At 45.7% G+C, this 24937-nt stretch carries 24 protein-coding genes; 20 read left to right on the top strand and 4 right to left on the bottom strand.

Features of this window, described 5'->3' with window-relative positions:
* Positions 1-72 precede the first annotated feature (72 nt).
* Genes ASG89_RS05905 through ASG89_RS05895 form a run of 3 tightly spaced genes read left to right on the top strand, consistent with a single transcriptional unit; the run spans position 73 to position 2654 of the window.
* Positions 73-990 carry a dihydrodipicolinate synthase family protein gene (locus ASG89_RS05905; protein ID WP_057309614.1) on the top strand — a complete coding sequence of 306 codons (918 nt, stop codon included), beginning with the start codon at positions 73-75 and terminating at the stop codon, positions 988-990.
* Positions 991-1006: 16 nt separating this feature from the next.
* The gene (locus ASG89_RS05900; RefSeq protein ID WP_057309613.1) at positions 1007-1687 is read left to right on the top strand and encodes an N-acetylmannosamine-6-phosphate 2-epimerase; all 681 of its coding nucleotides are present in this window, start codon (positions 1007-1009) and stop codon (positions 1685-1687) included.
* A 10-nt stretch (positions 1688-1697) separates the two neighbouring features.
* A complete protein-coding gene (locus ASG89_RS05895) occupies positions 1698-2654 on the top strand; it encodes an ROK family protein (protein ID WP_057309612.1) in 957 nt (318 codons plus the stop codon).
* Positions 2655-3389: 735 nt separating this feature from the next.
* Here the strand turns inward: ASG89_RS05895 and ASG89_RS05890 are convergent.
* Complete coding sequence (locus tag ASG89_RS05890; RefSeq protein WP_235549634.1) at positions 3390-4187, bottom strand: helix-turn-helix transcriptional regulator; 798 nt, start codon at positions 4185-4187, stop codon at positions 3390-3392.
* Between the two features lie 393 nt (positions 4188-4580).
* On the opposite strand from ASG89_RS05890, the gene ASG89_RS05885 reads away from it, so the two are divergent.
* The 3 genes from ASG89_RS05885 to ASG89_RS05875 are packed head-to-tail and all read left to right on the top strand — an operon-like array spanning position 4581 to position 7262.
* A complete protein-coding gene (locus ASG89_RS05885) occupies positions 4581-5630 on the top strand; it encodes an ATP-binding cassette domain-containing protein (protein ID WP_057309609.1) in 1050 nt (349 codons plus the stop codon).
* Positions 5627-6436, top strand: coding sequence for an ABC transporter permease (locus tag ASG89_RS05880; protein WP_057309607.1), 810 nt, complete (start codon positions 5627-5629; stop codon positions 6434-6436). Before ASG89_RS05885 ends, ASG89_RS05880 begins: the two co-directional genes overlap by 4 nt.
* A gap of 4 nt (positions 6437-6440) precedes the next feature.
* Positions 6441-7262 (top strand): ABC transporter permease, encoded by an 822-nt coding sequence (locus ASG89_RS05875; protein WP_057309606.1) that lies wholly within the window; start codon positions 6441-6443, stop codon positions 7260-7262.
* Here the strand turns inward: ASG89_RS05875 and ASG89_RS35430 are convergent.
* Entirely contained in the window at positions 7216-7482 is a 267-nt protein-coding gene (locus ASG89_RS35430) for a hypothetical protein (RefSeq protein ID WP_082592769.1), read from the bottom strand. The genes ASG89_RS05875 and ASG89_RS35430 overlap by 47 nt on opposite strands.
* 225 nt (positions 7483-7707) lie before the next feature.
* Between ASG89_RS35430 and ASG89_RS05870 the strand changes: the two genes are divergently transcribed.
* Both ASG89_RS05870 and ASG89_RS05865 read left to right on the top strand, forming a co-directional pair.
* Positions 7708-8436 carry a hypothetical protein gene (locus ASG89_RS05870; RefSeq protein ID WP_057309605.1) on the top strand — a complete coding sequence of 243 codons (729 nt, stop codon included), beginning with the start codon at positions 7708-7710 and terminating at the stop codon, positions 8434-8436.
* A 124-nt stretch (positions 8437-8560) separates the two neighbouring features.
* Positions 8561-9235: a hypothetical protein gene (locus ASG89_RS05865; protein WP_057309604.1), complete on the top strand. Its 675-nt coding sequence runs from the start codon at positions 8561-8563 to the stop codon at positions 9233-9235.
* Between the two features lie 244 nt (positions 9236-9479).
* On the opposite strand, the gene ASG89_RS05860 is transcribed toward ASG89_RS05865, so the two are convergent.
* Entirely contained in the window at positions 9480-10991 is a 1512-nt protein-coding gene (locus tag ASG89_RS05860) for a sulfatase (RefSeq protein ID WP_082592768.1), read from the bottom strand.
* Positions 10992-11138: 147 nt separating this feature from the next.
* Between ASG89_RS05860 and ASG89_RS05855 the strand changes: the two genes are divergently transcribed.
* Positions 11139-11981 carry an AraC family transcriptional regulator gene (locus ASG89_RS05855; protein WP_057309600.1) on the top strand — a complete coding sequence of 281 codons (843 nt, stop codon included), beginning with the start codon at positions 11139-11141 and terminating at the stop codon, positions 11979-11981.
* An 11-nt stretch (positions 11982-11992) separates the two neighbouring features.
* On the opposite strand, the gene ASG89_RS38570 is transcribed toward ASG89_RS05855, so the two are convergent.
* Positions 11993-12073: an AraC family transcriptional regulator gene (locus ASG89_RS38570; protein ID WP_414813246.1), complete on the bottom strand. Its 81-nt coding sequence runs from the start codon at positions 12071-12073 to the stop codon at positions 11993-11995.
* A gap of 14 nt (positions 12074-12087) precedes the next feature.
* Here ASG89_RS38570 and ASG89_RS05850 point away from each other — a divergent pair, with 14 nt between their 5' ends.
* From ASG89_RS05850 to ASG89_RS05805, 11 genes are all read left to right on the top strand, one after another.
* The gene (locus ASG89_RS05850) at positions 12088-12450 is read left to right on the top strand and encodes a hypothetical protein (protein ID WP_057309599.1); all 363 of its coding nucleotides are present in this window, start codon (positions 12088-12090) and stop codon (positions 12448-12450) included.
* Positions 12451-13026: 576 nt separating this feature from the next.
* Positions 13027-14178 carry a Gfo/Idh/MocA family protein gene (locus ASG89_RS05845; protein WP_057309597.1) on the top strand — a complete coding sequence of 384 codons (1152 nt, stop codon included), beginning with the start codon at positions 13027-13029 and terminating at the stop codon, positions 14176-14178.
* A gap of 13 nt (positions 14179-14191) precedes the next feature.
* The gene (locus ASG89_RS05840; RefSeq protein WP_057309595.1) at positions 14192-15361 is read left to right on the top strand and encodes a dihydrodipicolinate synthase family protein; all 1170 of its coding nucleotides are present in this window, start codon (positions 14192-14194) and stop codon (positions 15359-15361) included.
* A gap of 5 nt (positions 15362-15366) precedes the next feature.
* Entirely contained in the window at positions 15367-16188 is an 822-nt protein-coding gene (locus ASG89_RS05835) for a sugar phosphate isomerase/epimerase family protein (RefSeq protein ID WP_057309594.1), read from the top strand.
* Between the two features lie 90 nt (positions 16189-16278).
* A complete protein-coding gene (locus tag ASG89_RS05830; protein WP_057309592.1) occupies positions 16279-17073 on the top strand; it encodes a helix-turn-helix transcriptional regulator in 795 nt (264 codons plus the stop codon).
* A 481-nt stretch (positions 17074-17554) separates the two neighbouring features.
* Positions 17555-17707, top strand: coding sequence for a hypothetical protein (locus ASG89_RS36165; protein WP_157276537.1), 153 nt, complete (start codon positions 17555-17557; stop codon positions 17705-17707).
* Positions 17708-18220: 513 nt separating this feature from the next.
* The gene (locus ASG89_RS05825) at positions 18221-19972 is read left to right on the top strand and encodes a sensor histidine kinase (protein WP_063867717.1); all 1752 of its coding nucleotides are present in this window, start codon (positions 18221-18223) and stop codon (positions 19970-19972) included.
* A 3-nt stretch (positions 19973-19975) separates the two neighbouring features.
* A complete protein-coding gene (locus ASG89_RS05820; RefSeq protein WP_057309590.1) occupies positions 19976-21538 on the top strand; it encodes a response regulator transcription factor in 1563 nt (520 codons plus the stop codon).
* Positions 21539-21634: 96 nt separating this feature from the next.
* Positions 21635-22969, top strand: coding sequence for an ABC transporter substrate-binding protein (locus tag ASG89_RS05815; RefSeq protein WP_057309588.1), 1335 nt, complete (start codon positions 21635-21637; stop codon positions 22967-22969).
* A 219-nt stretch (positions 22970-23188) separates the two neighbouring features.
* On the top strand, positions 23189-24091 hold the full coding sequence (locus tag ASG89_RS05810) for a carbohydrate ABC transporter permease (RefSeq protein ID WP_057309586.1): 903 nt from the start codon (positions 23189-23191) through the stop codon (positions 24089-24091).
* Between the two features lie 67 nt (positions 24092-24158).
* Complete coding sequence (locus tag ASG89_RS05805; RefSeq protein ID WP_414813245.1) at positions 24159-24935, top strand: carbohydrate ABC transporter permease; 777 nt, start codon at positions 24159-24161, stop codon at positions 24933-24935.
* Positions 24936-24937: the final 2 nt, after the last annotated feature.

The following is a 24937-nucleotide window of genomic DNA, read 5'->3' as shown; positions in this document are numbered from 1 at the left end:
AATCGGATGGAACATGACAGCTAATAACCAAGAACTCATTTTAATTAGTCTAACAATCGGAGGAAAACATTGATGAAACCCTATGATTTAGAATCATTTCGCGGTATTATTATCGCTTTATATGCGAGCTACGATGAGCAGGGAGAGATGAATACGGACGCTGTGCGTCGATTGGCTAGGTATTATGCCTCGACTGGCGTGAAAGGTCTTTATGTTGGAGGCAGTTCGGGTGAAGGGATGCTGCAGACGGTTGAAGAACGCAAAGAGATCCTTGCGGCAGTGATGGAAGAAGTGGGAAATGAGTTGACGATCATTGCCCATGTAGGAGCAGCTGCGACGCGAGATAGTGTCGAGCTTGCCAAGCATGCAGCGGAAGTTGGGGCGCATGCGGTATCAGCGGTTCCTGCGATTTATTATCGTTTGTCAGCTGATAGTGTGGAGGGGCACTGGCAGGCGATCATTGACAGTACTTCGCTGCCATTCATCATTTATCATATCCCGCAAACGACGGGCTTTCATTTATCGAAGAGTCTGTTAATGAAAATGGCTGCACAGGACAAGGTTATCGGAGTGAAAATCTCGTCTGAAAGCACCTTTGAGCTGCAGCAATTCAAAGCGGCAGGAGGCAGCGATTTCCTCGTATTTAACGGACCTGATGAGCAGTATTTAGCTGGACGCAGTATTGGCGCAGACGGAGGAATTGGAGGGACTTATGGGGTGATGCCGGAGCTATTCCTCAAAATTGAACAATGCTATGTGGCAGGCGAGATGCTAGAAGCACAGGACTGGCAGTTCAAGGTAAATGAGCTCATTGCCCAATTACTGTCATTCCCTTCTTTATATGGGGCTTGCAAAGCGATTCTAAAGCTGCGTGGTTACGATATTGGAGCACCGAGGATGCCATTATTGCCTTGTACGGCCGGGGATCAAGGAAGAATTGAACAGTTGAATAAGCGGATTATGAAGTTGGTAGAGCTGGCAAAAGTCTAAGAGAGGGGCGATTCAGATGGAAGGTAGCGCGATATTCCCTGTGAGCGGCTTGATCGTTTCTTGTCAGGCATTAGTGCATGAACCTCTTCATGGCGGGGATGCGATGGCGAAAATGGCGAGAGCAGCTGTCCAGTCGGGTGCCATTGGCATTCGAACGAACGGCGTTCATGATATTTTGATGATAAAAAAAGAAGTAGATGTACCAGTCATTGGGCTTATTAAAAGAGAGATTCCAGGCTCCAGTGTGTTTATTACACCAACTTTGGACGAAGTCAAAGCCATCGTGATGGCTGGCGCTGATATCGTGGCGCTGGATGTCACGGATCGTGAAGGACGATTGGAGGCGGTGAAGCCGCTCATCGCATGGGCTCACGAAATGGGAGCTGCCGTAATGGCGGATATTTCAACCTTGGAAGAAGGCGTTGCAGCGGAAGCACTTGGGGTGGATTTCATCGGGACGACGCTTGCTGGTTACACACCGTACAGTACGCAGCAAGAAGGGCCAGATTTCGAATTGCTAGAACAGTTATGTTCTAAAGTTAGCGTGCCAGTTGTTGCAGAAGGTCGGATCTGGACGCCGGAGGAGGCAGTGAAAGCGATAGCTTTCGGAGCGGCCTATGTAGTGGTTGGTAGTGCGATAACACGGCCGCAGCTTATTACGGAGCGTTATATAAAGGCGTTAAATCAACGCGGATAGGGGGATTCTAATGGAAGTGATTAGGTATAACCCCCTAGCTGAATATGTGATCGGCGTTGATGTTGGCGGTACCAAGATCAATGCTGGCCTCATAAATCGACAAGGTGAAGTCTTGTGTATGGTCAGTTTGGCGACTAAGGCGGGCGAAGCGAGGACAGTGGATCGCATTGAGCAAGCAATTCGCGAGGTGCGCGCGGAAGGCCGGGATATGCAGCCAAGCCTTCAAGTTAGGGGCATTGGTGTCGGCAGTGCAGGGCAAATCGATTGGGCGAGCGGCTCGGTTCGCTCGGCGTCGGAACTGATTCCCGGATATGCGGGAACACGGCTTAAAGATATTTTGCTAGAACGCTTCCAGCTTCCCGTCATCGTCGATAATGATGTGAATGTGCTGGCTCTGACGGAGAAACACTTGGGAGCTGGGCAGGGGGTGGAACACTTTCTATGCCTTGCGTTAGGGACTGGTGTTGGCGGAGCGCTCGTTGTGGATGGCCGTCTGGCCCACGGCGCATGGGGCGGTGGCGGTGAGCTTGGCCACATTTCGGTTGATTTCGGTGGTACCCCTTGCGTTTGCGGTGGGATTGGCTGTTTGGAGCAATATGCGTCAGGGACTTCGATTGCTAGACGGATGCGCGAGAAGCTTGCGCGGCTGGGAGATGGCGATGAAGTGGTGAATTCACGTGAAGTGTTTGAGCGGTGGCACGCGGGAGATCTGGTAGCGAACGAGCTTATGCAGGAAACCTTGTCAGCTCTAGGATCGGCCATAGCCTCTTTCATCCATATGTTTAATCCCTCGTTAATTGTAATTGGCGGTGGGGTAGCCGAAGCGGGTGATCGTTTATTTACGGAGCTTCGGAAAGAAGTAGCACGAAGAACGATGCCTTCGATGCTGGAAGGTGTTCGAATTGAGCCAGCTTATCGAGGGAATTGGAGCGGTATGATTGGCGCAGCACTGCAATTGTGGGAATGATCGTGGTAGAGCCTCGCTACTGAAGCGGGGCTCTTTCTTTGATCGGAACCTAGGAATGACAAATCAACACCGCATGACGGTTTGATGAGGTGTTTGCGGGGGCAAAGAAGATGAAGGAGGGCAATTCCGTCAATCCTAGCTACTAAATAACCCCACCAATTCTGTCTATCAAAGTTACTCAATACATCCATCAAAATTTCGGCAACCCTAGCTCCTAAATAACCCACCAATTCCAGTAACCCTGGCAACTCAATAACCCCACCAATCTCACCAACCCTAGCTGCTCAATAACACACAGTCGCCACCACTAGTTACTCTTTAGCTCAACACTCGTCTAAGTTCGACGATGATGGACGCTCTGCTCAAGTTTAACTGGAAAACCTCCATTTATTTTCGTCCAAAAAGCTTGAATTTGCTGATTAGATGGAAAATCTGCAGTTAAATTCCCCTTTACTCGGCTGTTTCAGCTTAATCAGGCCAAATTAACTGTATAAAATCCATCTAGTTGATCAGATTCGATAAAACGGGGAGAATTAACTGGAGTTTTTACAGTTAAACATACTGGGGGGGACGGACCGATTGGTTTCGAACCGCTCTTGCGCGTTCTGCGCACTCCTGGGCGGCTCCTGTACGGCCTTGCTCGCTCTTGCACGGTCTGCCCTTTCTTGCGCGGCCTGAGCGCTCTTGCACCGGTCAACTCGCTCTGCCCGCTCGTCCCAGCCCGGCCAGACCCTATCATTTTCCCCGCCAGTTCCCGTGTCGGTAGTCAGATGGCGTGGTGCCTGTCGTGCTTTTGAACACACGAGCAAAATGAAACGAGTTCTTGAAGCCGCAGCGCATGGCGATTTCGCCAATGGCTAAGCCTGTTTGTATAAGTAATTCGTTGGCGCGCAGAATGCGGTAGTTCCACACGAATTTGATCGGAGTGATTCCCTCGTGTTTGCGGAACAAGCGAACCAGATGCTCGGGGGACAATCCGACTTCGTCGGCAATGCCTTCCAGCGAGAGATGATCATGGAAATGATGCTCGATATATTTTTTCGCATGTAGAATCGAAGGGTGCGAAAGCTGCATATGATTGCTAGTCGATTCCGCAACAAATAATTGAATAGCCGCTAGTCCCAAGCTGCAAAGGGTCTCCGAGGCCGCATCATAGCGTAATCTCAAGGAAATCAGAATGTCCGTTATACGATTCATCTCTTCACTTATGGATTGTGTATGTGGCAGTTGCTCCAGTTGGTTGCGTTGATGCTCCGATAGCTCTCCAACATGAACAGCTATCCAACGATGCCAGGTTTCTTGCTCCTTAGCAAACAGGAAATGTTCTTGGTGACCTGGTTTAAGGAGTATCACCTGCCCAGGTTGAATCGTATGTGGAGCCTCATCAATATGCACAGTCATTGAGCCCTTATGCAATAAAACAAGCTGAAGATCATCTTGAATGCGGGGGCCAAAGCGGCTGCCAGGTGGGTACACAACAGTTCCGCCAATCGCCCTTTGAACTTTAGGTAATGGAATTACGGGAGTTAGCAATAGGATCAGACTCCTTAGGATAATGAATACAGAACTCGAGTTTTCCTAATATATTGAATATTAACTACAGATATATTGTCGTCAAATACTGCCATGTTCGCTATGAGCGTTCATCTGTATGTTAAGTATATAGCTCGAGCATATATTTTGAAAGTGGAAATGGGTATTATTTGTTGAAAAAAGGTGCAGTGAAGATCTAGTTGATGCCTTTAATAGATATATCCACACTAACTTGTTCTTGGAAGAACTGCGGGTCAAATATCCACTATACTAAGCCAGTCTATGTAGCCTTTCATCTTCGGATGAGGGGCTGCTTTATATTAACTTGCTGCGAAAAAGTAATAGCATCCCTTTGGAAATCCTTGGTATAATGCAACCAAAGGGGTGAGGGCGTTGTCGTTAATTGAGGTTAAGCATTTACGGAAAACATTTGAAACCGATGTGAGACGAACGGGGCGATTTGCCACAATTCGGAGCTTGATTAAGCCTGAGAAGCGAGAGATGGTCGCAGTGGAGGATATTTCTTTTTCTATTGAAAAAGGGGAGAGTGTTGCCTACCTAGGACCGAACGGTGCGGGCAAATCTACAACGATCAAAATGCTGACCGGCATCTTGGAACCAAGTAGCGGAAGTATCGAGGTGGCGGGCTTGATTCCGCATAAGAGCAGGAAGATGAGCTCCTATCAAATTGGTGTCGTATTCGGACAACGGAGTCAGCTGCTGTTTGATTTACCTGTGAAGGATTCCTATGATTTATTACGGTACATGTACAGCATTTCTTGGGAGCAATATCACAGAAATTTACGTGAATTTTCCGAGGTTCTGGAAGTTGAACATCTTCTGAATCGTCCTGTAAGAACGCTTTCACTAGGTCAGCGGATGCGTTGTGAAATTCTTGCTTCTTTACTGCACGAGCCCGATATTCTCTTTCTGGATGAGCCAACAATTGGGCTTGATGTGGTAGCGAAGGAGCGAATTCGTGCTTTTATCGAGAAGATCAATCGGGAAAAAGGCGTCACATTGCTGCTAACAACACATGACATGCATGATATCGAACGTTTATGTCACCGGACGATGATTATTGATAAAGGGCGCCTCATTTATGATGGCAGCTTGCAGCATATTCGCGATCATTATGCGACAGAGCGCCAAATCAAAGCTACCTTCGAGGATACAAGACTTGCCGAGGAGGCTGCATCGCTGTTCATTGGCTTTGATGTGGTTACATGGGTTGAAGAGCGGATGCTCAAGATTTCCTATGACCAGCATCATATCGACACGTCCATATTACTTAAGTATCTGTTAGAGAAAACAAAGCCGCGTGATCTGACTATGCAAGACGAGAACATCGACGCTTTAATTTCCCGGATTTATCGGGAAGGTCTTTCAAGCTCGCCAGAGGCGCCACAACGCGAGTTGGAAGGTGTGGTTGTCAGCACATGAATACTCTTCGACGACTAGGCGGAATGTCCCGAATTGCGGTTCGCCAGCGCATGCAGTTTCGATTTGATTTTATGATGACACTCGTGTCAACGCTCATGTTCTGTGTGCTTTATTACATGTTGTGGAAAGCCATTTATATGTATGGCAGTGGACAGGTGTTGCCTTGGGAGCAATTAATTACCTATGTCATGGTAGGCCAAACGATTAACTTTGCTCGCTGGTCACCTGCGGAGCGTGCGCCTACCTATGCCATGGCGTTACGTGTCCGATCCGGCGACATTGCACTCGATCTGATTCGACCGGTGGACTTCCAAGTACAACGATTTGTAGAAGCCGCAGGCTTTTTTGCCGTGGAAATGTTGTGGGTGAATATTCCAGCGCTTCTGCTGCTGATCTTCGGGCTTGGCATTCAATCACCACCGAGCTTGGCGGCTGGAGCTGCCTTTGTGTTAAGTCTTATCATCGGTTTCTTTGTAGCGTTCAGCATTAACTCGATTATTATGATGATTTCGTTCATGACCACGAATACGTTTGGGGTACAGTTGGCGAAGCGAGCGATGATGGATATTTTCGCAGGCACGTTGATCCCATTCGATTTCTTTCCTAGCAGCTTACAAACGGTTCTAACCTATTTACCTTTTCAAGCTATGGCCTATATTCCCTTATCAATTTATACAGGAAAGCTAACTGGCATCCATATGGGTTATGCCCTATTGGAGCAGCTTGCGTGGGCGCTAGTTATGATAGTTATTAGTCGATTGTTGTGGATGAAAGCGGCGAAACGTCTAGCGATTAACGGGGGGTGAGAGAATGTTGGCGCCAAAGAGAAGCTTCATGGGGCAGGTTGTTTATCTGATTGGGATGTATGGTCACTTTCTAAAAGTGTATGTCAAAACATTGGTTGAATATCGTGCGGATACGATTATTGCTGTCATTGCGGGGATCATTGCGCAGGGAAGTACGCTGATTTTTTTGACCGTTATTTTCAAACGAATTCCGATATTGGCAGGCTGGGACTACAACGAGTTAGTCTTTATGTTCGGACTTGCCGCCACGGGTCGAGCGCTGAATCAAACTTTCTTCAACGCGCCTTTCATGTTAACAGGCTATATTCGGAACGGACGGATGGATATGATGATGGTGCGGCCTGTAGGTGTGCTTTTTCAAGCCATAGGCTACTCGCAAGAATTGAATGGTGTCGGCCAGTTGATTACTGGCTTTGCAATTATGGGCTATGCAGCATCCCATTTGGAAATGAGTTGGACGTTCTTGAGTGTGCTGTATGTCATTATCGCTTTGTTATGCAGTGCTCTCATTCAATTCTCGATTCTACTAACGATCAGTGTATTAACGTTCTGGTTTCAGGAAGTACGATCACTGATTTATCCAGTAACTTGGCTATATGATTTCACCAGGTATCCTATGCAAATCTTTCATCCAATACTACGTGGCTTGTTAACTTACATTATCCCGTATTCATTAGCTAGCTTCTATCCAGCGGCTTATCTATTGCGGCCAGAACAATACGGCTGGGCCGTTTGGGGCGTTCCAGCCGTAACGTTGACGGTTGTCATGGGGGCTTACTTTATATGGTCACAGGGGTTAAGGCGTTATTCGAGTGTTGCGGGATAAATGGTTCGCTGCGACTACAGTCGATATACATCGGATATACAGCTTCCTGACTAGGAGGAACCGCTTTGATAATAACAGGAGACAGCGCTGCCGTCAGTGGCTCTTGCAAACTGGATGCCGTCTGTCTGAGGCGCTTACTCTTCTCGAAAACATCAATGACGAGATAGTACATAATACATAGCACGATAAAACCCAATCCGCAGATTTGTAAGTTTTGCATCCTAGTACGCCTCCTATGAATCATTTTTCATAGATTAACGTATTTCGGACGCGATGTCGCTCGAAAATCGGTGTCGTTTTCTGACATATTGACAAATGCTTCCTAAATGTATGCCCTTATCTTGACATTACCAGTGAGAACCATTATCATTCGTTATAGGGACTAAATGAAAATGATTATCAATAGGTGACGAGAGTGAACGGCATCATGAGGGGGCTAGTCGATATGGAACATAGCGTGAATGGTATTGGCGTCGGGACCTTGCAGGTTATTGCTGATTTTCAACTAGAGCGCTGGCTACATACCCTTACTCATGAAGATCGTGGGACAGATACGCAGGATGTGAATTGGCAGCAGCTTACTCAATTCGCAGCTTATCACGCGATCAACACATGGTATTCCTTACCACCAGCTGCTCGGACACAACATGTGTTAACGAATGAATTTGAGAAAAAGTGGACGAATAAAGTACAAAAATTCGGGACCGATAGCTTTTATAGCGGGGTTAAACATCGTGTCATTCATCAGTTGTTTCATATTCTGACGAATAAAAGTCGGATCGAGTGGCCACTCCTTTTATTTGAAAGCATGGATGTATGGATTGACGAGCTAGATCTTGGATTATCCATGATCGTGCAAGTGATGGAGTCTACTCAGCAATCCGTGGTTATTCATAAATTTGTCATGGAAGACAGCGCAGCGACGCTTGCCCTGTTTACACATATGTCGGTTGTTTTTTGTAACAAGGCTTTTGGAGAGAAACGTGCACAGCTGAAAGTCGTCAATCTGATGAGTGGCAAGCAGCATCGGATGGAGACGAGCCATTTCACACTGGAACAATCGTTGGATTATCTCAGACTTGTGAAAGATGTGTACTTGGAAAGTCACAGATGTAAATGCTGCAGAGAGGATGGACTTCATGGAAATAAATTCGACTTGGCAATCCACCAATGACTTGCTGTCCTTGAAATTTACTACGTTGACAGCATCTCGAGAAGGGGTGTTGTATGCGGGTACGGAAGGGCATGGCGTAGTCTAGTTCTCGCCTTTACGTTCCTGGGAAAGCGCGTCAGAAGGCTTGCCAGCTCAGGTTCATGTGTACCGGTTAGATTGGGTGGAGTCGCAATTATTCGCTTCTACGAGCCACGGCTTGTATCAATTAGAGGATGAGATATGGCAGCAAACGAGCGTCACCGATCCCTGTTATGCTGCGATTAGCTGGGGTGATCGATTTGTTCTCACGGAGAACGGCTTGCTGTGTGGAAATGAAGATGAATGGCTGCCGCTAGCCTATAGGGGGAAGAAAACCTATGATTTGCTAGTGACACCTCATTTTATATTCTTGGGCTATGAGGATGGCGTTGCTTTCTATGATTTATTTACAGGAAATTGGTGCAGTATGCCGCTTTATCAAGCGGTAACTAGTTTAGCTGTGTTCAACACAATGCTGGTTGGGACGACGGAGCGTGGAGGCATCGTCGTGGGTAATAAGAAAGGCGGATTCAATCAGCATCGGTTCGAGGGAATGTTCTTGAATCGTTTAGTCACTCATCGCGGTGAAGTCTATGTGTGTGCCAATACGGGGCTGTATAAGCTTGGCGAGATCAGAGGCAACATCATACTGCACGCCTTAGATGCGCAAGCCGAGGTGACGGATCTACTGATTTGGCGTGATATGATGGTCATATCGACGCGTGATTCAGGTATTAAATATAAACATGCCGATAAGACAGGATTTCAAACGGTTTTGTAATACATAGAAGCTCCCAGCGATTCATTCGCGGGAGCTTTTTCTGTTACTTATCTCAGGCGGGGGCGTCGCTTGCTGAGACGTCGAAAAGGAGACTGTCGATTAACTCTGATGCCCGAACAAACATATGAATAGGGCTATTTCGTAACGCTATTTTTCCATGGAACATGTATGTGGAGCAAATAACGTATGGCAGACCCATATATGGAATCGCTTGTGACCTCAGCGACCTTGGGAATCACGCTCCTTAAGCATGCCAAATCCGTGGCATGGCTATTGGCTCTTTCCCCAGCTCCGCCCAAATATAGGAGAGCAGCAGGCGAGCTTTCAAATCTTTATAATCGGGGTCATCCCACAAATTACGAATTTCACCAGGATCCTCTTGAAGGTCAAAGAGTTCGCCATACGTGTGATTATAGTAGACGGTTAGCTTATATCGTTCATCCACATAGGTTTTCTGATGAACAGTGGTTTTCTCATGTCGGAATTCACAAATCGCATGGTCGCGCGCGCGTTCTGCCTGACCTGTCCACACGCTGCTTTGGTCGACACCCGTCATGAAACAAGGTATCGGAAGGCCAGCCATGGAGAGGAAAGTAGGCGCAAGATCGACGAGAGATTGGATCGCATTCGACGTTCTGCCCGCCGGAACTTGACCCGGATAACGGACAATGAAGGGGAGTTTAATCAAATCTTCATAGTGGAAGCCGCCTTTATATTGAAGGCCATGCTGCCCGAAAAAATGACCATGATCCGTAGTAAATACGACAATCGTATTCTCGGCAAGCCCTAGTGCGTCTAGTCGATCCAAGATTCGGCCAATGTGCGCATCCATACAGCTGATCATGCCGTAATAGGTGGCTACGAGCTGCTTGCGCTCACTTTCTGGCAGGTGGGAATGGGAATGATATCCATGGATGCCATAGCCGCTTTCTTGCAGATATGAGAAGTCTGGATTCGCTTCTTGTGCTAGCTGAAAGTGTGGTGGATTCTTCTCGTGCTCGCCAGGCGTGACGGTTGGGATGGTCAACTTCTCTGGATCATACATCGTGTCCCATGGCGATGGGACTAAATAATCGGGATGCGGATCGAAGAAGCTCGACCATAGAAAGAATCCTTCATCTGATTCCTTATACTGTTCTAGCAACGCATTCGTTCTTTCGGCAATCCATGTATTATAGTGAAACTCTTCCGGAATTGCCCAGTGATGTAGCTGATTAGGGTCCATTGTCCCCGTCGGAGCTAAGAAATAATCCCGCCAGTTCGTGAGCCCTTTCTCCTCCATCCATAGCGCATAATGTTGTCCAACATGAGCCTCATTCGTGTGATTCCGCGCTAATTCAACATGGTCAAAGCCATAGAAGGGTTGATCGAACGCTTTCCAGTAATCCAAATCCTGCAGAAGGGGATAAGCTTCTAGTGAGGGATACTCCTCTGTCCCCTTGAGCGGCTGGAAGTGGGCTTTACCGATCAGCGCTGTGCGATAATCTGCTTTTTTGAAATCTTCCCCCACGGTGTGTCGATCTTCCAAAAGCTTCGTGCCGAGTGTCCATGCACCATGTTGGCTAGGATATTGGCCGGTTATTATTGAAGATCTGGTCGGCGTACAAGTCGGATTGGGGCAGTAAGCCCGTGTAAATGTGGTTCCTTCTTGCACGAGTCGATCCAAATTAGGCGTAGATAGCTCTGGATTGAAAGCGCCAATCGTGTTCCAATGCTGCTGATCACTTGTGATAAGTAGAATATTTGGTTTCTTCAAGAGGATAGTCCGCCTTTCTATTTTCCTATTTACAAGTAGTATAGAAATACGATGGAAAATACACCATGATAGAATGTTAGAAAGTTGTCATTATGTCTACTTTTTCGTAAAATTAGATAATGAGTATGAGGGGGTAGGAAGTCTAAGATGCAAGAGTATGAGATGGAATTTGCCGATGTTTGGTTCGCTATTCCCCACCCCTTCCAAACAGCAAGCGGCTGTTGGATTGTACGCGCAGGGCAGAATATCGCCAAGTCCACGTATCATATAGGACCCAAAGTGATTGAGCAGACTAGCTTTCATTGGATTGTACAAGGCAAGGTTAGGGTGACTTCACTTGAACATACTGTGGAATTGAGCGAGGGGGATTTATTTTGCTTATTTCCGGGGCGTCCTTATGTGTACGAAACGATGCAAACGGAAGACAGTAGGTTGCCGTTGAAAATGATCTGGTTAGCTATGGAAGGCAATCAACTGCCGCTAATAACAGCAGAGTTCGGTTTAACACCACATAAGTATTGGTTACATGGCATGGTGAATAATGAAGTTGGAGAAGCGCTGCGAAGCGTATTAGGTGCCATTTCGGGAACGAAGAAAAATATGTTTCTTGAGCAACGGACACTCAGTGACCTTTTTTATAAAATGAACCTGCAAGCCAACCGATCTGCCTCCAAAGAGAAAGCAAACTGGCTCGCACAGGTGAAGGATTTCTTTGATTTGCATTATACGGAGCATATCCGCGTCGAGGATGCTGCCAACCATTTTGGCTACCATCGGTCTCATGTGTATGCTGCTTTTCTGAAGAAGTATGGCATTTCACCGCAGCGTTACTTAGCCCAGAAGCGTTTGGAAAAAGGGGCCGAACTACTCAAAACTACGTCGTTATCGGTCACAGAAATCGCCTATTCGTTGGGTTATTCCGAGTTGTATGCCTTCACACGGGCATTTACGACTTATATGGGGGTTTCACCACGCAGTTATCGGGGATGATGTCCACAAGGCTACGAATATCCCGCAGGTGATACACCCGTAATCCTTTTGAATGCTTTATAAAAGTTAGAGTAGTCCTCAAATCCCGTCATTTTACATACTTTGGTTGGTGGGACGGACAGCTTCAGTAATTGGATCTCTTCCAGCTGGGACCAAAGCACAATTGTTGAATGCAATTACCGTATCAATTGTTGTACGGGATGAGATTTCCGATGCAGATCAGGTTGCAACTGCTATTACGAGTTTGAACAGTGCACTTATTATATTCCAGAGCTTGGTGATTACAAGTCATACTGGTGATTTTAATACCAAACCTGGGTATGATCTTGGCGATTTAGGCATGGTTGCTCCAGAGTTTGGTAAACATGCGGGGCTATCTGACTGGAACGAAGTTAAACGAATGGATATCAATAATGACGGTACAATCGGCATTATTGAAATAACATTTGTTGTAGATTATTTACAGTAATTGATACCACCATGGATTTGCGTGATATTGGGCGCAGGTCTTTTTTTGGACCTAGTGAAAAGTCCGGAAGCCTCATCTAACTGGAAAATATACAGCTATTATCGCGCTTTACAGGTGAAAATTGCGATTAGATGGAAAAAGTGTAGTTATATTTCGAGTATTCGCTAGTTACGCAGAGAATATGTGAAATTAGCTTCATATTTTCCAGTTATTCCATTTTAGAGGGGGAATATCGCGAAATTAACTGTACTTTTTCCATTAAACTATCTGACCGAGAGTTGGAAAGGAAAGGAAAGGAAAGGAAAGGAAAGGAAAGGAGCGGAGCGGAGAGGACTGGAAACCCAACCCAACCCTGCATGTCCAAGCCCCCAACCCGCTAAGCCTGCCGGTAGTGTACATGTAGTAACAGTAAAACCAGATTAGCGTGAAAGCTCGAGTAAATAATAGTTCCGAAATTGAGAATTCACATCTCAAAGTCATATGACAATAAATGGGAGCGCACTTATGATGAAGGTATAACATGAGCAGTAGGAAGGAACGACTGGCAAACGGGAAGATGAAAGGGGAGAATGAATTATGGCAATTCATCAATTAGGTATTATCATGAATGGGGTTACAGGACGAATGGGAACGAACCAACATCTCATCCGTTCAATCGTGGCAATACGAAATCAAGGCGGTGTAAAATTACCGAATGGCGATGTCATTATGCCAGATCCGATTCTGGTAGGCCGCCAAGAGAGTAAATTGAAAGCGCTAGCAGAAGCTTATGGAATTACTCGATTCTCTACGGATTTAGATGCATGTCTTGCAGATCCGCATGATAGCATATATTTTGATTCGCAGATGACGAGTTTCCGCGCTGAAAGTATTCGTAAGGCTATCCTAGCAGGAAAGCATATCTACTGTGAGAAGCCGACGGGTACGAGTCTTGCGGAGTCACTAGACCTAGCACGACTTGCGAAAGAGGCCGGTGTGAAGAACGGCGTGGTGCAAGACAAGCTGTTTCTCCCAGGCCTGATGAAGCTCAAGCGACTGGTTGATTCCGGATTTTTCGGAGACATATTGACGGTTCGGATTGAGTTTGGCTATTGGGTATTTGAAGGGGATTGGCAACCAGGACAACGTCCGTCTTGGAATTATCGCAAGGAGGACGGTGGCGGAATTATTGTCGACATGTTTGCCCATTGGCGTTATGTTATCGATAATCTGTTCGGCAAAGTGCGCTCAGTATCGTGTTTAGGCTACACGCATATTCCACATCGCGTCGATGAGAACGGTAACAAGTATACTTGTACAGCTGATGATGCAGCTTATGCGACCTTTGAGGTGGAAGGTGGTATCATCGTACAAGCCAATTCTTCCTGGGCAGTGCGTGTCAATCGCGAGGATTTGCTAACGGTTCAGGTTGATGGGACAGAGGGAAGTGCTGTTGCTGGTTTACGTGACTGTAAGACGCAGCATCGTGTGAACACGTGCAAACCCGTTTGGAATCCAGATATCCCGAATCCGTTCAATTTCCGGGAACAGTGGATGGAAGTGCCGGATAATCAATTGTTCGACAACGGTTTTAAAGTACAGTGGGAGTTATTCCTTAAGCATATTGTGCTGGACACACCGTTTCCTTGGGATTTGCTGGAGGGGGCGAAAGGGACGCAATTATCCGATTTGGGACTGCTCTCATGGAGCGAACGCCGCTGGGTTGATGTGCCCGATTTGAACGTGTAGGAGGGATGAATCTATGTCTAGCTTGAAATTGATAGGAGAAGACAGATCAGTCTATGAATATAAAGCAGGTCATGCAGGTGCATTTGAACTGCCGAGCGGGAAATCGTTCCAAAGCCGTATCGCTTACTCAGCGGTTCACGTCGTCTGTGATCCCTATGCGGATGCGGATCCTCTCGCCAACGCTCAAATTGATTGGGAGGCAACTTTAGCTTACCGCCGATACTTATGGTCGTTGGGATTATCCGTAGCAGAAGCGATGGATACCGCACAACGAGGGATGGGCTTGAGCTGGGATCGGTCCAAAGAGCTCATAAGCCGTTCCATAACCGAGGCGAAAGCGGTTGGTGGCCGGGTCGCAAGTGGGGTAGGCACGGATCATTTGCTTCTAGGTGCTAGCGTAACGGTTGAGGACATTATTGCCGCATACGAAGAACAATGTGAATTTGTGGAAGGGCATGGCGGCTCCATTATTCTGATGGCAAGCCGAGCGCTTGCGAGTTGTGCGAAAAGTCCCGAAGACTATGAGCGCGTATATGGCCATATTTTGCGCCAAGTGTCGAGGCCAGTTATCTTGCATTGGCTCGGGGATATGTTTGATCCCGCGCTCAAGGGCTATTGGGGGCATGCGAACGTGGATGAGGCCATGGAGGTTTGCCTCCGTGTCATTCATGCTAACGCTGAGAAGGTGGATGGTATCAAGATTTCCCTGCTGGATGCGGATCAAGAAATCACGATGCGTCGTCGTCTTCCCTCTGGCGTCAAGATGTACACGGGGGACGATTTTAACTATCCCTCGCTTATCCAAGGGGACGAGCAAGGCTTTAGCCATGCCTTGCTTGGTATCTTTGATGCGATTGCTCCAGCTGCCGCTTCAGCCATGCATGCACTCGATGAAGGGGATATCGCGAAATATAACGACGTTCTGGCCAAGACGGTACCCTTATCACGCCACATCTTTCAGAAGCCAACTTATACTTATAAGACAGGCATTGTTTTCATGGCGTATTTGAATGGGCATCAGTCCCATTTCAGAATGATCGGGGGAGCAGAAGGGGCTCGCTCAATCGTTCATCTCTCGAAATTATTTACACTAGCCGACCAGGCAGGTTTGTTGGTCGACCCCGACTTGGCCACTCAGCGAATGAAGCTGGTTATGGCATTATCAGGAATTCAAGGAGGATGAAGTGAATGCAGCTACTTAGCAATTGGGAACGACTCAGTTTAAATCAAATCACTACGTCCAATTGGAGTTTGAAAGAAGCTGTGGAAGGTAGCGCAAGAGCGGGGATTCCTTGGATTGCTCCTTGGCGCCATAAGGTTGCAGAGATGGGTCTAGCAGAAAGTAAACGCATCATACGCGACACCGGTTTACAAGTATCGAGTCTATGCCGTGGCGGTATGTTTCCCGCAGCAACTGCTGCCGAACGCAAGGTTAAGCTTGACGATAACCGCCGTGCAGTGGAAGAAGCCGCCGAGTTAGGTACAGATGTGTTGGTACTCGTATGTGGACCAGCGCAGGATCGGGACCTTGACAGTGCGAGACAATGGGTTGCTGAAGGACTAGAGCAACTCGTTCCGTTTGCACAATCACATGGGGTTAAACTAGGAATCGAACCTCTTCATCCGATGTATGCGGCTGAGCGATCGGTCGTTGTGACATTAGCACAAGCGAATTCCCTTGCAGAGAAATTCCTTCCCACACAAGTCGGGGTTGTAGTTGATGTTTTCCACGTTTGGTGGGACCCAGATCTGTATCCCCAAGTGGAAAGGGCAAGTGGACGAATCCTAGGTTTTCATGTGTCAGATTGGATTGTCCCCACACCAGATTTGTTGCTAGGACGCGGAATGATGGGAGATGGGGTCATCGAGCTGCGCAGAATAAGGGAAGCGGTAGAAGCAGCAGGATATGCAGGGCCAATTGAAGTTGAAATCTTTAATCAAGCGATATGGGACCGTTCAGGGGACGAGGTACTGGAACTGATGAAAAACCGATATTTAGAGCATGTATAAATAGGAGGTGTTCGTTATAATAAGGATGAAGAGCGAGCGAATCGCTCCTCGTCCTGTTTCGCTGTATGAGATTATGGAGGTGCTGCGGCCGTGAACGGTATCCACTTGTACGAAAGTAAGCATACGGAGGGCTATAATATCCGCGTTCATTTTCATCATCACTATCAGTTATTGTACGTCATTGATGGGGAAGGCAGTATTCTGCTGGAAGGGGAAACGCACCATATATCGGAACATTCGACGATGGTCATATTTCCTTATTCGAAGCACGCTGTTTCCTCCACTACACGTATGACCTTACTGGTTTTGTCATTTGATGAAGGAATGTTGGAGGGAATGTTCACACCGTTAAACAAGGAGGATATTGGTTTTACAGGTTCGTTTTGTTGTAAACTGCCTCATCTCCAAGCGAATGAAATGAAATTGCTTCTGAGGAAGCTTTTATTTGAGGAGAGGCAGCAGGGGATGTTTCATGACTGGGCCATGCGAACGCACCTGAGCGAAATCCTATTGGGATTGTGCAGAGTACAACAGTCAGACTGTATGCAAGATGCGAATAGTCTTCGAGCAGAGAAAATTCGCAATTATATAGAAAAGCACTATTACGAGTCGCTGACTGCAGAGCAGTTGGCACAAAAGTTTGGAGTCAGCGCACGCTACTCAAATACGATATTCAAAGAACGGTATAAGCAGACACCTATTCAATATTTAAACGAGATCAGGCATAGCTTGGCTAAGAAGCTACTCGCGGAGACGGATATGAACATCGTTTCATTATGCTTTGAGGTAGGCTACGAATCATTACCGACTTTTTATAGAAGTTTTAAACAATTGGCTCAGATGTCTCCAACTGTATTTCGACAGATGAATCAGCGTGAACCGTGAAATGTAATCGCTATCATTATTTGAGGTCGAAAAGGAGAGTGTACGTATGAATGAAAACTTACAGGCTTATGTAGATCGTCGTGGTCAAAAGGGGATAGACATTAGCAAATCAGTCGAGCTATTTAGACGGTAAGCTTATGACGAGTCAAATCATGTTCGTTATGGCAAACAGTGGATGGATTATTTTCTCAAGGACGATGCCAGAACGATTGAGGATGTTCATCAATTGGAAGAAAAAACAATAAGCATAAAGGAATTATTTCAAGGCATATACAAATCTTGCTAGTTCCTGGTTACGACTATCCTCTATTATTGCGCCGACCTTTGTCGGTTACAACCTTGCTGAATCATCAATCAGTTACGTATTCCTTGGCTTTGGGATTGTGTCGTTCATGGGGGCAATCATTTTCGGTTTATTCGGTATCGAAACCAAGGGGAAGAGTTTAGAACAGCTTTCTCCCTAATAGGAGGCCATGGCGATATGGATTCAGATTTCATTTGTCAGTTCTTGTATTGGCAAGAAGATGAGGAGCAAGTTGCCAGTGAAGAGCGAGTGAATTCCTGGAAAGCTATTTGGAGAAATTGGTTTGGAAGTCATAAGAGAGACGGAGAGAAAGATCGTTATAGCGATTGATTCATTTAAAGGCAGTATTTCAAGTGTGGAGGGAAGCCTCGCGATAGCTGCAGGTGTCAGTGATGTCGTACCCTACGCTGAAAGAATGACGATGAAATCTCGATCATTGATACTTACGCATTCCGTGCCCTCCTTGATATGCAGGAATTTGGGATGTCAGCAGCCGTTGGCGTATACCAGTCTGTATTGAATTTCATTATTATTATCATTGTGAATACGTCCGTAAGGAAAGCTAGTAAGGAGATTGCATTGTTCTAGGCATAGAATAAAATAAAAACAAGACCGTGTTTTCTTGGTATCCAAGAAGAGCGGTCTATTTCATTTTTGACGGTTGACGTTGACCATTGTCCTTCTGAATGCCATAATCGATGAGAAAACCCCAATCGAGGCCATTCACAGATGAGTGACCGCGTCAAGAGGTAGGTTTTATCACCAATAAGAAAGCTGTTTTCGGAAGCCTTAAACGTATACTTTCTTATGTGCTAACAAAACAAAATAGGGAGTCGGCCAACTATGGGATTACGTTCAGTCCTTGATATGTATCGACATATGAAGATCAAAAATAAGTTGTCGATTTTGATAACGATGATTATCGCGGTTTCTTTAGCATTTACAATTTTGATCCAGCAATATGTATTTTCGATCTACGACGGGCAAATTTATGATAAATCTTCACGCGTACTTAATTTATCGTCTACCGCGATCGAAACAGAGCTTAAGCGTTTGCAACAGCTCTCTTACCGGATTTTGGCTGAGGAGCAAGTTCAAGATTGGTTGACTTCACTGAAAAAAAATCCCTCCGATTATGACCGACTCATCGTTAGTCAATACTTAGTAGATCGACTGATCAGTTATTCAGGAGAGGAACCCTATTTATTTTCCATTCAAATTATGGATGCCAAAGGTAATGAGCATGAAGGCGGCAACATTCTAAGGATGGACGCTGAACGGAAAAGACAAATCTTGGATGTGGCTGCGCAAGGCAATGGAGAAAATCGTTGGATATACCCGGACAGCAAGGATTCTGCGTTGATTGCAACGCGGGAAATTCGCTCCTTTCACAAAACGAACTTTGATTTGGACTATCTGGGGACGCTTGTCATTCGAATCAATATTGAGAAGCTTGTCCGCGATATCGCACCTGAAGAAGGTGATGTTATGATTGTTTCCGATGAGCATGTGATCTTTCCAAGTGAACCTTCCTTCGATTTGGATCGAATAATGAAACCTGTGAATGCCGGTAGTAAAGGCTACGAAATCCAGAATATGAATGGGGAAGAATATTTCATTGCCCAGATCCAGTCCCTGAATACGGGTTGGACGTACTTAAATGTAACGCCATTTAATCAAATTTTTGATCGCATCATCTTCATTAAGGAAATGGTTGTTTTCGTGTTTATTGCTATTTTCATCGTCGTGATATTGTTAGGCATACGTTTCTCGTACAGTTTAACAAGGCCCATCGACGAACTCATGGTACGGATGAAGTTGGCGGAGAAAGGGAATTTCGAAGAGGCTAATTTGTTTCCGTCAGGCGGACAGGTGGCTATGGATGAAATAGGTCTCTTGCAGCGGAGCTTCCGATTCATGATCGAACGCATCAATACGTTGATTCAGGAGAATTATGCGAATCGACTACTCATTAAAGAAACAGAATTTAAGGCATTACAGTCGCAAATTAACCCTCATTTTCTGTACAATACGTTGGAGTCGATTAATTGGATGGCCAAAGTGAATCGCCAAGACAAAATTTCCGAGATGGTGGAAGCGCTGGCGTATTTGCTTCGTCACTCTGTTGATTTAAAGGAACCGATAATTACACTTGGAGAGGAAATTGATATCGTTCGCAGCTATGTGACGATTCAGAAAATTCGCTTCGAAGAGAGATTGGTGTTTAAGTTAGATGTGCCTGAAGAATTAATGAGCCGCGCTATTCCCAAGCTGACCCTCCAGCCATTGATGGAGAATGCTATTCATTATGCGCTTGAGTCAATCATCGAGCCTTGTGAAATTTCGATCCGCGGCTGGAGTAACGAGGAGGGAATCTTCCTAGCTGTTGATGATACGGGTCCAGGTTTCCCGAAGGGCATGATTGAAAGGCTGCGTAGTGGTGAAGTAACGACGAAGGGGAAAGGTATCGGACTCTTAAATATTGATGATCGCATTAAGCTTGCTTTTGGTGAAGCATATGGTATTCGTGTAGATGAGTCTGCCGAGCAAGGGGCTTCCATCATTCTAAGTTTACCTAAAGGACAGGAGGAATAGGGTATGTTTAAAGTATTGTTGGTTGATGATGAGCGAATTATTCTGGATGGCATCTCACGTATGGTGGAGTGGTCTTCCTTACAAACGGAGCTTATGGGGACTGCGCGTAATGGTGTTGAAGCCTTTGAAATTATACAGCGGCAGGCGCCTGATATTATCATTAGTGATATTCGAATGCCAGGGATGGATGGACTTGAGCTTGTGGCGCGTGTGCATGAGGCGTATCCGCATATTCGTTTCGTGCTGCTTTCGGGCTTTGGTGAATTTGATTATGCGAGCAGAGCGATGCAGTATGGTGTGAAGCATTATTTACTCAAGCCAACGAACGAAGGAAAGATCGGGGAAGCGCTCAAAGAAATCGTTGCTGAACTTGAACAGGAGACAAGCAAGGAGTCATTCGTTCGGAACATGAAAAATGAGCTTGAGAAAGTGATGCCACATGTGAAAGAACAATTCCTCAAGGAGTTTGTCACAAATAAGACGTATGGTAAAGTGGATTGGGACTATTTCCGAAGTTTATTTAAGCTTGACTTTGATTATCAAATTCGACTTCTCTTATTTCAGTTGGAAGAAGGCTTTGAGTTTGAGCATTTGTTTGCTATTAAGAATATTGCACAGGAAATCCTAGTTAGTCCGCTCCTCAGTACGACTATTGGGAATCATGTCTTAATATTACTGGAAGAATCAGATCAAATCGAACAGCTCCATGAGCGAATTTACCATATTCGAGACACTTTTCAGAGTTATTATAAAATGGATGCCACGATCGCGCTTAGTGAACCAAGCCACATTACGCAAGCTAGAACTCTGTATAGACAATGCCTAAATCTGCTAAATTATCGCTTTTATTTGGGGGAGGGCAGTCTCATTACCCGCAAAGATACAGAGGTCTCGCAGGAGGCTTCGCCGAAAGAGCTGGGTTGGGACGAGGAACGTCTAAACATGTCAGTGAAATCCGGACACCGTGAGGAAGCGGAGGCTGCTCTGCATGCTTTTATCGGGGGATTGAAAGAAGCTCAGCTTGATATTGATGCAACGAAATCATATGTCATTCAGCAATTTGTTTCCTTAGTTCGTCAATGCGCACCGGAAGAAATGAATCACTATTTCACACAAATTCCCTTGATCGTAGAAATGAACACGCTGCAAATGATTCAAACGTTTATGGAAAATGTTGTTATAACGATGACGGAACGATTCTATGGAATGAATAAAGTGAAACATAGTGCGATTGTTCAAAAAGTAATGGATGTTATCAATACGCAGCTAGGGAACTCGGAACTTAGCTTGAATTGGGTCGCACATGAAATGCTATATATGAACGCAGACTACTTGGGGAAGCTATTCAAGAAGGAAACAGGTGAGAAATTTTCAAATTATGTCATGAAAACTAGAATTAATCGGGCCACCGAGATGATCGCTGAGGATGCCGATGTTAAAATATTTGAGCTCGCTGAGCGACTTGGCTTCGGAGACAATCCACAATATTTTAGTCAAGTGTTCAAAAAATATCGAGGATCCACCCCATCGGAATACATGAAATCGACAGACACCTCTGCATTTTAAACAAATAGGTCTGTATTTTGGATTAACGTTTGCTCCTTCCAACGGCATAATACGAGTAGATAGAAAACGATTACAACTTTGGGGAGGAAATTACAGATGAAAAAAGTCATGTTTACGGTTATCTCTGCTGCATTACTACTTGCTGGTTGCGGTACAAGCGGTTCTAGCGGCTCAACAAGCACACCAAGCACAGGCACTAGCCCAGCAGCAAGTTCAGCTCCAACGACAAGTACCAAAACAGATCCAGTTACTTTGCGCGTTGCTTGGTGGGGTGGACAAGCACGTCATGACTATACGTTGAAAGTGATTGAATTGTATCAAAAGAAACATCCGAATGTGAAAATCGAATCTGAATATGCAGCATTTGACGATTACTGGAAGAAGCTTGCACCACAAGCTGCGGCGAATGGATTACCAGACGTATTTCAAATGGACATTTCCTACCTGACACAATATGGCGGCAGAGGTCAATTGGAAGATTTGACACCATATACAACAAGCGGCGTGCTGAACGTGAAAGATATTGCTGAAAACAATCTTTCCGGTGGTAAAGTTGATGGTAAACTGGTTGCGTTAAACGCTGGCTCTAATGCCTTAGGCGCTACTGTGGATACGCAAATGCTGAAAGATAATGGCATCACGCTTAAGGATGATTGGACATTCGCTGACTTGGATGCAGTCGGTGCGACGCTGAAAGCTAAAGGCAAGCTGCTTGCTGGTGATCTTCGTCATGATGTGTACTTCTCGTTCTTTCTGAGAAGTGTGGGTCAAAAGCTATACGCGGCAGATGGCGCTAGCCTAGGTTATTCGGATGATAAAGCGTTTGTTGACTACTACACGATGTACAAAAAATGGTACGATTCCGGTTATTTACTGCCGCTAGATAAGCTGGCACAGAAAAAAGGAACGGCTGAAGACGACGAAATGGTTCTAGGTAATGCGGTAGCCACATTCGGTTGGTCCAATCAGTTCATTGGTTTCAATACAGCAGCGAAAAGAACGCTGGATGTCATGAAAACGCCAAGTTGGAGTCAAAACAAAGCATTATTCTTGAAACCAAGTATGTTCTGGTCTGTTGCTAAAAGCTCCAAAAACAAAGAAGAAGCAGCTAAATTCGTTGACTTCTTGATCAATGATATCGATGCGAACAAAATCATCATGGGTGAGCGTGGTGTACCTGTTTCCTCCAAAGTGAAAGAAGCTTTGATGCCGCTGTTGACGCCTGAACAAAAGAAAGTATTTGAGTACGTAGCTTGGGCAGAGAAAAACGCTTCCCCAATGGATCCGCCAAACCCAATTGGCTCAGTTGAAGTAGAGAAACTACTTAAAGATACGGCTGAACAAATTATGTACAAAAAAATAACGATTCAAGAAGGCGCTGCGAAATTCCGTAAGGACGCAAATGCAATCTTGGCTAAAAACAAAAAATAAGCTTCGCCTGAAAGCCTTCGCATGCAACTATGCGGAGGCTTTTGCATTAGTCAACAGCAGGATTGTTAGGACGTAAAAACCGTTATGATCACTCTGTTATTTATACAAACAGAACGGTTTTTTGCCTTCTGGCGGCGCATCAACTCTTTTATAATGAAGATACAAAAGAGAGGAAGCGAGGCTTCCACTTCAAAAATCGACGTTAGGGGTTGATCACCAATGAACAAGCTGCGTTATAACGATAACCTGGTGGGGTACATATTCGCTTCCCCTTTCATTCTGGGGTTTCTCATCTTCACGCTGTATCCGATTTTTTCTTCACTCTTCTATTCATTTACCGATTACAACCTGTTTGATGCACCTAATTTTATCGGCTTTGACAATTATGAAAAGATGTTTACTGCGGACGACAAGTATTGGAAATCGGTCAGTGTAACCTTCACGTACGTGTTCGCCAGTGTGCCGCTACGACTCGCATTTGCTTTGATGGTGGCGGTTCTGCTGAATAAAGCGGTCTCTGGTATCGGTGTTTATCGCTCCTCGTTTTACTTGCCTTCCTTGATCGGGGGCAGCGTGGCAGTATCCATCATGTGGACACAAGTGTTCGGAGATAAAGGTTTGGTTAACTCCGCATTAGGTGCTATCGGAATTCACACAGATACATCTTGGATTGGGAATCCTTCGACAGCGCTATGGACGCTGATTGCTTTGTCTGTCTGGCAGTTCGGTTCTTCCATGCTCATCTTCCTTGCAGGACTCAAAAACATCCCAGCTTCTTATTATGAAGCGGCTAGCGTAGACGGCGCGAATAAAATTCGCCAGTTCTTTAAAATTACGCTTCCACTGCTTAGCCCGATTATCCTGTTCAATCTGATCATGCAAACCATCTCTGCCTTCATGACCTTTACGCCAGCCTATATTATCTCACGCGGCGAAGGTGGACCACTGGATAATACACTACTTTATTCTTTGTACTTATATCGCAGAGCATTCCAATTCTACGAAATGGGTTATGCTTCCGCGATGGCGTGGGTGATGCTAATTCTTGTCGGTATCATTGCACTCGTTATTTTCCAAACTTCGAAATACTGGGTTTACTACGAAAACAAAGGAGAGAAATAACATGGCATACTCGAATAACTACAAACGCTTTGGCTATCATCTCCTTCTAGTTCTAGGCTCGCTTATCATGATGTACCCCATCATTTGGTTGCTGGCTAGCTCACTGAAGCCAAACAGTGAAATTTTTTCAACCGCTTACAGCTTGATTCCGAGCAAGATTGCTTGGGAGAACTTTCAAACAGGTTGGAGAGGCTTCGCAGGTAATTCATTCGGCCGCTTCTTCATGAACTCGTTCTATATCGTAATCCTATCCACGATCGGTGCGGTGGCTAGTTCTGCCCTTGTTGCTTATGCGTTTGGCCGTATTCCATTCTTCGGAAGAAACTTCTGGTTCGGCTGTATGATGCTAACGATGATGCTGCCGCATGACGTTACAATCATTCCGCAATACGTACTATTTGCGAAGTTAGAGTGGATTGGATCCTTTAAGCCGATCATTGTGCCACAGTTCTTTGCGATCCCTTTCTTTATCTTCCTGATCATGCAGTTCATTCGGACGATTCCCATTGAGCTTGATGAGGCTGCCAAAATGGACGGCTGCAGTAAATACAGCATCTTTTTCCGGATTTTGGTGCCACTTATCGTTCCGGCGCTCATTACATCAACGATCTTCTCCTTCTACTGGCGCTGGGAAGATTTTATTAATCCGTTGCTTTACTTGAATAAGCCGAGTATGTACCCTGTGTCATTGGCATTGAAGCTATTCTTAGATGGAGAGTCCGTGAACAACTGGGGAGGCATGTTCGCAATGGCATCCGCATCACTTGTACCGATTGTTGTCGTCTTCTTCATTTTCCAACGGTATATTGTTGATGGGATCAGCACGAGCGGATTGAAAGGATAGAG

It is taken from the genome of Paenibacillus sp. Soil766 (assembly GCF_001428105.1).
Taxonomy (GTDB): domain Bacteria; phylum Bacillota; class Bacilli; order Paenibacillales; family NBRC-103111; genus Paenibacillus_E.
The sequence above is the reverse complement of the archived record's forward strand: the minus strand, read 5'-3'. Positions and strand labels throughout refer to the sequence as shown.

Excerpts from the sequence above, each read along its gene's own strand:
- ASG89_RS35430 (WP_082592769.1), bottom strand. The coding sequence starts at position 7,482 with ATGCAAAACTTACAAATCTGCGGATTGGGTTTTATCGTGCTATGTATT.
- ASG89_RS05840 (WP_057309595.1), top strand. The coding sequence starts at position 14,192 with ATGTCTAGCTTGAAATTGATAGGAGAAGACAGATCAGTCTATGAATAT.
- ASG89_RS05820 (WP_057309590.1), top strand. The coding sequence starts at position 19,976 with ATGTTTAAAGTATTGTTGGTTGATGATGAGCGAATTATTCTGGATGGC.
- ASG89_RS05880 (WP_057309607.1), top strand. The coding sequence starts at position 5,627 with ATGAATACTCTTCGACGACTAGGCGGAATGTCCCGAATTGCGGTTCGC.
- ASG89_RS05905 (WP_057309614.1), top strand. The coding sequence starts at position 73 with ATGAAACCCTATGATTTAGAATCATTTCGCGGTATTATTATCGCTTTA.
- ASG89_RS05810 (WP_057309586.1), top strand. The coding sequence starts at position 23,189 with ATGAACAAGCTGCGTTATAACGATAACCTGGTGGGGTACATATTCGCT.
- ASG89_RS05855 (WP_057309600.1), top strand. The coding sequence starts at position 11,139 with ATGCAAGAGTATGAGATGGAATTTGCCGATGTTTGGTTCGCTATTCCC.
- ASG89_RS05835 (WP_057309594.1), top strand. The coding sequence starts at position 15,367 with ATGCAGCTACTTAGCAATTGGGAACGACTCAGTTTAAATCAAATCACT.
- ASG89_RS05895 (WP_057309612.1), top strand. The coding sequence starts at position 1,698 with ATGGAAGTGATTAGGTATAACCCCCTAGCTGAATATGTGATCGGCGTT.
- ASG89_RS05845 (WP_057309597.1), top strand. The coding sequence starts at position 13,027 with ATGGCAATTCATCAATTAGGTATTATCATGAATGGGGTTACAGGACGA.
- ASG89_RS38570 (WP_414813246.1), bottom strand. The coding sequence starts at position 12,073 with ATGACGGGATTTGAGGACTACTCTAACTTTTATAAAGCATTCAAAAGG.
- ASG89_RS05870 (WP_057309605.1), top strand. The coding sequence starts at position 7,708 with ATGGAACATAGCGTGAATGGTATTGGCGTCGGGACCTTGCAGGTTATT.
- ASG89_RS05805 (WP_414813245.1), top strand. The coding sequence starts at position 24,159 with ATGATGTACCCCATCATTTGGTTGCTGGCTAGCTCACTGAAGCCAAAC.
- ASG89_RS05875 (WP_057309606.1), top strand. The coding sequence starts at position 6,441 with ATGTTGGCGCCAAAGAGAAGCTTCATGGGGCAGGTTGTTTATCTGATT.
- ASG89_RS36165 (WP_157276537.1), top strand. The coding sequence starts at position 17,555 with ATGGATTCAGATTTCATTTGTCAGTTCTTGTATTGGCAAGAAGATGAG.
- ASG89_RS05900 (WP_057309613.1), top strand. The coding sequence starts at position 1,007 with ATGGAAGGTAGCGCGATATTCCCTGTGAGCGGCTTGATCGTTTCTTGT.
- ASG89_RS05815 (WP_057309588.1), top strand. The coding sequence starts at position 21,635 with ATGAAAAAAGTCATGTTTACGGTTATCTCTGCTGCATTACTACTTGCT.
- ASG89_RS05825 (WP_063867717.1), top strand. The coding sequence starts at position 18,221 with ATGGGATTACGTTCAGTCCTTGATATGTATCGACATATGAAGATCAAA.